The organism is Microcoleus sp. S13_B4, from assembly GCF_036700885.1.
Classification (GTDB): domain Bacteria; phylum Cyanobacteriota; class Cyanobacteriia; order Cyanobacteriales; family Microcoleaceae; genus Microcoleus.
In genome coordinates, this window is record NZ_JAUBPU010000072.1 from 18,136 (window position 1) to 26,872 (window position 8,737).

Sequence of the window (8,737 nt, forward strand, 5' to 3'; positions counted from 1 at the left end):
GCGATGTATTTGCCGTCGGGACTAAAACTGACACTCAATACCCAAGCTTGATGTCCTTTAAACCGATTTTGTTCTCGGATGTTGTCGAGAATTTGGTTGAGTGCAATCTGGGGAGTAGATATCGGGTAATCAGCAAGGGAACGAACATTTTTGACTGTAGCTTTGAGTTCTTTTCCCGTTTTCACGGCTGAGATTAAAGCATCTATTTGGTTATTGCCAGATTCAAACAGTCTCAAAGCATCACTTGCAGCGCGCTCTAATTTAGTCAATTTCTGTGCCTTGTCCACTTGCTGCCACGCTACTCCCATTACAGTTGCAGCTAAAACTAGACTAATACTCAATATCCCTGTACCAATACCAATTCGTCTCTGGGCTTTTCGCTGTGATTCTACGGACAACTGTTCTGCTTTTTGTCTTGCCTCTGCTAATATCTGATTTTCGGCTTCAGTCTGATTGAGTTTTTGGCGTAATTCTAGTAATTCCGCACCGCGCTGTTTGCGGATAAAAGGCACTAAATAATCGTGGACAAGTTGGTAACGTTCAATCGGAGTTGCTGGCACTTCTAACACCAATCCCGATTTAACGACAATCTCGATAACTAACTCTAATTTTTTTGACTCTGTTCCTAAATCGGCTGCTAATTCAACCAAAGTTTTCTGAGGACGAGTGTTGTTTTCATCCGTCAGCAAGTACAAGACAAGTTCGGCAATGTCTTTATTCTCCTTGCCACAGTCGGCGATAACTTCTGCTAAAAATTCCTCAACCAGTTTGACCTTAGCCTGACTGCCTAGTTGCTGATATTCACTCAGTCGAGTAATCTGCCTTTTTTCCAGTTGCATTCCCACGACTTGAAGTTCGATCGGCCGTACTTCTCCCACTTCACCTGCTAAATCTGCTACCAGTGCGTTTGCCAAATCATCGTCCCAGTAAAATTGAGCTCCTTTTGTTAAAGTTTGAACAATAGCTTTCGCATCTGGAATTGAGAAATTTCCCAAGTAATAGCAGATTTTTTTCGTGAGAATGTCGTTATCAATAATTGATAAATTGGTGGCGCGATTGAACTCTAACAAGTAGAAAAGATAATCTTCCCGCAGCGACAGGATAATTTTGAGGTCGCTAATCCGATTTAAACATTCAGCCAGAAAATCATATAACTCTCGCCTACCAATTGGATCTCGATAAGCAAAGAAAAATTCCTCAAATTGGTCAAATATTAATACAGTTAATAAATTACGGTCTTGATTCAGTTGCAACTGTTTTAAAATAGCTGTTGGGCTGTCGATCGCCCCAGACAAATTCACACCTTTTAATTGTTCAATTCCTGTTTTCAAACACTCACCGCAATCCCTCACCCAATCATGATATGATTGCAATAAAATAGGCAATACGTCCCGCGCTTCAAAAGTTGTCAGTTGCAGTGCCGGAACTAACCATGCCTGAATTATCGAACTTTTTCCTACCCCAGATTGTCCGTGAACGATCGTCAGCTTGCAAGCAGGTGTACGTATCCGTTTACTTATCTCTTTAATATCGCGCGAACGCCCGGAAGCTGCTTCAATTTCCTCAACAATTTCAGCTTTTGACTTACCGGATTCTAAACCGATGTCAATTATTTGTTGCGGCGACTGCAAGCGGCTGGCACCAATAAAAGCTTGCAACCCATATTTGCTTTTAACTGCTTGTTCTTCGAGTTTAATGTAAAAGGCTTTTAAATATTCACCTTGCTCAAAATACAGAGTTCTCAACTCTTCTAAAATCCTCAGATAAAGCTGCACATCATCTTGAGGCTGGGTAATTACTTTTGCTTGTGTTAAAGTTTCTATAATCTCAAGAGGGGAAAATACTGACTGACTCCCCCCCTTAGCAAGGGCGGGCTGGGGGGGGTTAACTGTCGAACAGGGGATAAGATTTCGCTGCCCTTTTGCCAAAAGTAGCAGATACAAACCAGTCTCTTTTTTATTTATTCCTGCTTGTTCCAAAACCGACAATGCTAATTTAGCAGATTCGCAAGCTTTTTCCCACTGAGATTGTTGCAGCGCCACCTCAGCCAAAAAGCCGTAATCTTCAGCTACTTGACTCAGAGTGCCGTAATTTACGTGAATTTTTAATGCTTTTTTAGCTAAATTTTCCAACTCTTCCCAAGCTTGTAAAAGTCGCAGCACTTCGCAGAGTTCGCTAATACATTTCGCAGCTAAATCATGTCGCTGCACTTGCTCAAAAATCTCTAGAGATTGCTGTAAATACTTTCTAGCTTCTTGCCAATAACCTTGATTTCCAGCCCGGTGCAATTCAGCTTTGCGGTTGTAAGCTTCAGCAATATTCTTGCCGACAATTCCTTGTCTTTCTAACTGGTGATTTTGCTGCCAAAATGTCAAACTTTGCTGATAATGTTCGAGTGCTAAATCTATTTGATTTTTCTTAACTTCAACTAAACCGCGAATAAATTGCCAACTAGCTTGCAATTCCGGGCCTAATGCTGCATTTAGCAGGTCATTCTCCAACAACTCAATTTCACAGTCATCTAACTTGAAATTCTCAACATCAGCAAAAGCCTGGTCTGCTTTTTGTCGCAAAAAAATCCTCAAATCATCGAGCGACATCGTAAACTGAATTGGAGGAGGAGCCCAAGACTTCAAATCATTCGCCGATCGACTGAATTTAGACAGTACAGAATCCGTCACCCATAATATCAAAGGAAAAGCAAAATCTTGCTTGAATTGATCTCGCGCTCTATTAGCCCCAGCTAGCAGGTCATCAAGAGCAACCACCGATTCGATACCGACAATTATTAAAGCTTTCGGCGGTTGCTCTTGGAGGGCATTGAGAATGGTTTGATAAAGTGTTTTGGTGGCAGGTTCGAGGGCTAATTCTTGATATTCAACAGTCGAGCGATCGCGCAGTTTTTCCAGCATTGCAGAACGCAAGCTAGCATAATTGCAGCGCACTATAGTTAAAGAAAACTTTCCTTGAAAGCGGGCGAGCGTCCGTACCAAAGTAGAGAGCGATCGCTCGTTTTCTGCGGCAATATCTTCTGCTAGATTTGAGTTTACCATGATCTCACGAATTTTGCTGCCACAGCTTAAATTTGTCAGTTTCCATCAACAGCGGATTCAAAGCAAACCAATTTCCTTGAGTGTCTACATATTCAAAAACCCACAGGTTTCGCAGCAAATCTTGGTATTCTTTATCTCCGTTAATGCTTTGTTCTTTCACCACCTTAAACAGTAATTCCCACTCATCATTATCAATGCCGCGAATCAGAGTGTCGCGGGAACTGCGAATCACTGATTTCAACACATTTTGCGAAATGGGAGGGTCATCTTGCTGCAAGCAACCAAACAGCATTCCCATCAAGTTTCGCAGATGACCTCCGCTGACTCGGCACAATTCATCTAAAGTTTCAGGACTGTCAAAAACTTGGGTAATTAATGTAATATATTCCTCTGGCACAACATCGGGAAAAGCCCGCGACATCACCATGCGCCGCAGCAAATTCATCCCCTCAACACATTCGCTGCCGTTTCTATTCTTTACTGGTACCATCGGCAAAACTTTCGGGTCAACTCCCCCTCCCAATCGATTTTTCAAAATTTCACTTTCATTGCCAAAAATCAATCCCAGCGGCAGGGTATAAACTAAATGGCAATTCAATTGCCGCAACTGATCGCCCCGGTCAATAAAAATATATTCTGGCAACAGTCGCCCCGCTGCATTGGGTCGAGAAACTATCCGGTCTAAGTTGTCAACTATCACCACCAAACCTTTTTTACCGCGCTGCTTTAACTGATTAATTGCTACATCAATAATTTCTTGATTAATCAGTTCTAACATTCTATTCGCTTGCGGTTCCATGTACTGTCTCAGTTTAGATCGCAAGTCGGGATTACTTTTGGTTTTGGCAGTAATTTTGGCAATGCCTAAAGGCAGAGAAACTTCCAGATTTCCGTCTGTAGTACCCTTATATTTGCTGCCAAAAAGTTCTCCTTCAGCTTCTAAAGTCACAGGGGTTTGTAAAAAATTCCAACTATTTTTTAAGAATTCTTTAAAGCGCTGGGGCTGCAAGGAAATTTTGCCCTCTTCCAAGCTTTGGGTGACTCGCCGGGCGATCGCTAACATGATATCTGTCAAATCGAGATCCATTTCATCGAGGTCTTGTGTTGACTCGAAGTAAACTACATGAAACCCCTCATCTGTCAACTCTTTTTCCAGTCGCGACAATTCAGTAGACTTGCCGCAACCGATATGTCCGCTAAATAATTGGCAAGTCCGTTTATCTGGTGACACGCGGGTAATTGTTCGTTTGAGTATGTTAATAATTTTCCCGCCGCGCACCTCAGCAAAATCAATGTAGTAGCGCTGATCTTCGGCATAGCCCAATATCAGGGAGCGACTGGGGTTGCAGGCGTCGCAGAATCGCTCAAAATCTAGGTTCATAAAATTTTATAAATTAGTTTTTGTAGTTATTGTAGGGTGGGTCAGGGCTGAATGTTTTTACTAGAGACTAAACATTTTTCCGGCTAACCACCCTACGGTTAGTTCGCTGACCACCCATACGTCGAAGACTATTAGTGTGAACCTGGATGCTGTTTCCAATATTGGTAGGCGGCATAGGCCAAGGTGACAGCGCCGGTGACGATGGCTGCTTCATCGACCTCAAATTGCGGGTGATGGAGGGGATAGTTCGGTTTGTCAGTCAGTCCCACTCCTAAGCGAAACATGGTTCCCGGTGCGTGTTCTAAGTACATCGAAAAATCTTCGGCGCCGAGGGATGGTTCTGGTAAAATTTGGACGCGCGATCGACCTAAAGCTTCTAAAGCGGCAGTTTCGACTAATTGCGTGAGTTTTGGGTCGTTTTGGACTCCCGGCACGCCGCGCTTGTAGGTGAGTTCGTACTTAGCGCCGTAAGTCCCGCAAACGCTAGAAACAATTTGTTCGATCCAAGCCGGCAGGTTTTCGTGGGTTTCCGGATGGAGCGATCGCACGGTTCCCAATAATTTTACTCGATCGGCAATCACGTTCGGCGCTCGTCCGCCGTTAATTTGCCCGATCGTCAAAACCAGTGGCCTCAAAGGATTTTGCGTGCGGCTAATGGCCTGCTGCAAAGTGGTAATTATCTGAGAAGCTATCCAAATTGCGTCGATCGCCTCGTGGGGACGCGCACCGTGACCGGATTCGCCCATCACAATCAATTCTATGTCATCTGCCGCCGCCGTCAGTGCCCCGTGGCGGATACCGATGCAACCCCCGGGAATCGTCGGAAAAACGTGCACTCCGAGGATGCCGTCAACATCTTGCATCGCCCCATCTTTAATCATCCATTGAGCACCTTGGGCAATCTCTTCCGCCGGCTGAAACAAGAAGCGGACGTGACCGGGCAATTTTTCCCCTAGCTGAGACAATATCATGGCTGCGCCCAAACCGACCGTGGTGTGGATGTCGTGGCCGCAGGCGTGCATGACTCCCTCGTTGCGGGAGGCAAATTCTAAGTGTGTGCGTTCTTGAATCGGCAAAGCGTCCATATCGGTGCGAATTGCCAGCCACCGGGACTCGTTGCTGTGGCCTTTGAGTTCGCCGAGCACTCCTGTTTTGCCGATTCCTTCGATCGCCCGGACTCCGCTGGATGCGAGAACTCCGGCTACGTAGGCGGCGGTTTGATATTCTTGGCCGCTGAGTTCGGGGTGGGAGTGGATGTGGCGGCGAATTTCGATTAAGCGGGGTGCTAGGGTGGCGGCTAATTCTTTGATGCGGGGAAGCATGAATTTAGTTGGGGAGTGCGGTACAAGCTGTAGTCAACTAGGTTAACGCATATGTTTGGGGGTGAACAGGGTTATAAGGCGCAAAAGTGCGATCGGGCTTTTAGATAGCAATCCTATTTCGTTTGTGAATAAGATTTCTTTTTTTCACCGCAGAGGGCGCAGAGGACGCAGAGAAAAGAGAGAAAAGAGAGTTAGGTTGAAACGGGGAATAAAAGTCAATTTTTTAGGTTGAAATGCTGATTTTTAGTTGACAATTTCTGGGTGTGATATCATCAAATAGTAAATTTATTACAATTATTTACTATGATTAGCTTTGGATTCTGGAATGTAGTCATCCTAATTACAGTCGCTTTGTTTCTCAAATTTAATTGGCGATTAGATACCGAAAAAACAGCATGGCAAGATTCTTTGTTTTTAAAAGATCCTTCGCTCCAAAGGTTGACTCTGTTTTTTCGTCAACCTTTCGTTAACTTTATTTTGCAAGCAGTTATTGTATTAGTTGTCACCCGCTTTCTCTGTTATACCGGTTGGTTGGTTTACAATCTGACTAATCGACCAGATCCGCCTTACTGGGATTTTAAGTGGTTTTATGTAGCGAGTAGATTAGCCCATCAGCATTTGAGTCCCTTTAATGTCGAGGTGTTTAACATCGGTTTCTGTAGCATCACTAAAGTGTGCGGGTTTATTCCATCTTTTGTTTATCCACCTAATATCATTCCTCCGCTGTGGTTTGTGGGCTATTTCCCGATGAAGACTGCATTCACAATCTGGACTTGGCTGCATATTATTGCCACAGGTTTTGTTTTATGGGGAGCGAATATCTTGTTGGAGTCGCACTCACGAGCTTTTAGGACTATTTGTAGTATATCAGTTGCATTCCTCTACGGTTTTGTCTTCGATCTTCAAGTTGGCAATGTGGCAACTTTTATTGCGGTTATGCTGTTATGGATGTTTATTTATGCTAAAAAAAGTCAGGATATAATTGCCGGACTTTTATTAGGAGTTGCCCTGTTTAAACCAACTTTAGTTATATTATTTATTCCTTATTTTTTAATCAAAAGACGGTTTCAGCTAGTTTTTATATCTCTAGTCACGGTAACTTGTTTGGCAGTTACAGGTCTAGCTGTAACGGGCAATTCTTTAACAGGATTTATACAGGATGCGACTCGTGGATTTCCACTCTGGCTCAACGATCCATCGAATAATGCTTATATTTCTATGAGTCGCCTTGATTTAAGGGTTATGGGGCCGAGATTTTTCCCCGATAGTCCCTTCGTGGCGAAGCTATTTTCTGACTTGATTGTTCTGTTGCTAGTTGGTTTAGTGAGTTGGTATTTTTACAAAAAACAATCTCGCAATGCTTGGTCAAAAAAGGTTGACTTATCTGAAATGGTGCTAATTTCTACTTTGAGTATTGCTATCAACTATTCACAGCCCACCAGTTCTGTGATGTTAGCACCGGCGGTGGTTTTTTTGCTGAATGATTTATGTTTTCAGATTAAAAATTGTGCCTTCTCTAGGCAAAGAATGTCGGTTTGGTTATTGGGCGTTGGCTGTGTCATGGTGCAAACCGCTGTGATTCATGGCGGGCTGTTGGTGTTTCTAGGAAAGCGGTGGAACTGGAAGGGGGGGGAATTGCCTTATTTGTTTAAACTAACTATTTTTTCACTACCGAGTTATGCGATTTTAGGCCTTACGTTAAGTGTTTTAGTCTTAGCAATTACATCTCTTGGTCAAAAACAGGTTGCTGAATTTGACCCTTTGGATCAGGTTTCTAGTTAGAGGAAAAACAAAACCCAACTCCAACACAAAATAAACGGCCCGACAGGTTGGCAGTTGAGAATGACCCATCAGCGTAGAGATCAAAGGTTAATTGCTGCTGGGTTCATCTTCTGTAGTCTTTTTAGCCAAGTAAGCATCTACAGCTTCAGAGACAATCCGACTTACGAGATTGCTAACTGTCCGGTCTTCTTCCTTGGCCCAATCTTCCAAGACGTTGTAGGCGTTTGGAGGAACGTAGCTGGTGACTCGTTTTAGGTTTTTTGCTGGCAAGTTATGCAACGGGGAATTTACTTCATACATCGATCGTACTTTCTTTGTACGCCTCTTGCATAGTGACACACGGTGTGATACCGTGTAAATAGTCAAACACAAAACCCCCACCGGTCAGACTCGCAATCCTTCGGTGGGGGCTTGAACTCCCATATTTAGGAGGAAACTCTATGATATCACCGCCAAAATCAGTTCCTGAACTGCTCCGGGAAGAAATTCCTGATGTACCTCAAGGTAAGCAACCGATTCGTTTGCTGTTGTGTGGCGTTCCCAAAGCGGTAGACAGCATCGTTAATCTGTTGCACGTTTTAGGTTTTGCAGAAGTTGGGGAATGGAGCCCGCCTCTACCATCGCCGATAGCGGGTGAGGTGATTCGGATTTTAACCCGTTACTGGAAAGAGTAATCTTTGAGGGCGATCGCACGAATTCCAGAAGTGCGATCGTCCTCACCCCTATCGGTATCCGTAACCCGTCCGGGGAAACCAGAAGCTGACAAGGGATCAAAACCTTGATACTATTATAACAATTTAGATTTAAGCGGATCAGAAGTATGAGCATTGTTCCACGCGGAATGACAGTCACTGAGGCTTATCGGCTCTATCGGTCAGATAACTTATTGGTAAACAGAAAGTATCAAAGAAAATTAATTTGGTCAGTTGAAGAAAAAGTAAAATTGATTGGAAGCATTTTAAAGGGATATCCAATTCCTTTAATTCTATTAGCTGAACGTCCTCAAATTCATGGAAATGGAAAGTATGAGATCATAGATGGTATGCAGCGACTTAATGCTATTTGTTGTTTTATTGAGAATTTTTTTGAATTTGAGGGAAAGTATTTCGATCTTAATGAGTTGGGAGCGTGTCACTTTTGTGATGAGTAAAAATACTTAAGCAGCTTTTGGTGATTTACCAATTAAGCCGTTTAAGTAA

7 protein-coding genes are annotated in these 8,737 nt (G+C 43.4%); 3 read left to right on the forward strand and 4 right to left on the reverse strand.

Annotated elements, in window-relative coordinates:
* The 3 genes from QT994_RS24335 to QT994_RS24345 all read right to left on the reverse strand — a co-directional run.
* Positions 1 to 3,053: nSTAND1 domain-containing NTPase (locus QT994_RS24335; RefSeq protein ID WP_445243946.1), on the reverse strand; the 3,053-nt coding region annotated here is incomplete at its 3' end.
* A gap of 4 nt (positions 3,054 to 3,057) precedes the next feature.
* The gene (locus QT994_RS24340; protein ID WP_333179122.1) at positions 3,058 to 4,434 is read right to left on the reverse strand and encodes a P-loop NTPase fold protein; all 1,377 of its coding nucleotides are present in this window, start codon (positions 4,432 to 4,434) and stop codon (positions 3,058 to 3,060) included.
* Positions 4,435 to 4,565: 131 nt separating this feature from the next.
* Positions 4,566 to 5,756: a M20 family metallopeptidase gene (locus tag QT994_RS24345; protein WP_333179123.1), complete on the reverse strand. Its 1,191-nt coding sequence runs from the start codon at positions 5,754 to 5,756 to the stop codon at positions 4,566 to 4,568.
* Positions 5,757 to 6,059: 303 nt separating this feature from the next.
* Here QT994_RS24345 and QT994_RS24350 point away from each other — a divergent pair, with 303 nt between their 5' ends.
* Positions 6,060 to 7,538 carry a glycosyltransferase family 87 protein gene (locus tag QT994_RS24350; protein ID WP_333179125.1) on the forward strand — a complete coding sequence of 493 codons (1,479 nt, stop codon included), beginning with the start codon at positions 6,060 to 6,062 and terminating at the stop codon, positions 7,536 to 7,538.
* A gap of 87 nt (positions 7,539 to 7,625) precedes the next feature.
* On the opposite strand, the gene QT994_RS24355 is transcribed toward QT994_RS24350, so the two are convergent.
* Positions 7,626 to 7,838 carry a ribbon-helix-helix domain-containing protein gene (locus tag QT994_RS24355; protein WP_333179126.1) on the reverse strand — a complete coding sequence of 71 codons (213 nt, stop codon included), beginning with the start codon at positions 7,836 to 7,838 and terminating at the stop codon, positions 7,626 to 7,628.
* Positions 7,839 to 7,978: 140 nt separating this feature from the next.
* Here QT994_RS24355 and QT994_RS24360 point away from each other — a divergent pair, with 140 nt between their 5' ends.
* Positions 7,979 to 8,212 (forward strand): hypothetical protein, encoded by a 234-nt coding sequence (locus QT994_RS24360; protein WP_242719202.1) that lies wholly within the window; start codon positions 7,979 to 7,981, stop codon positions 8,210 to 8,212.
* A gap of 146 nt (positions 8,213 to 8,358) precedes the next feature.
* Positions 8,359 to 8,688: a DUF262 domain-containing protein gene (locus QT994_RS24365; RefSeq protein ID WP_333179128.1), complete on the forward strand. Its 330-nt coding sequence runs from the start codon at positions 8,359 to 8,361 to the stop codon at positions 8,686 to 8,688.
* Positions 8,689 to 8,737: the final 49 nt, after the last annotated feature.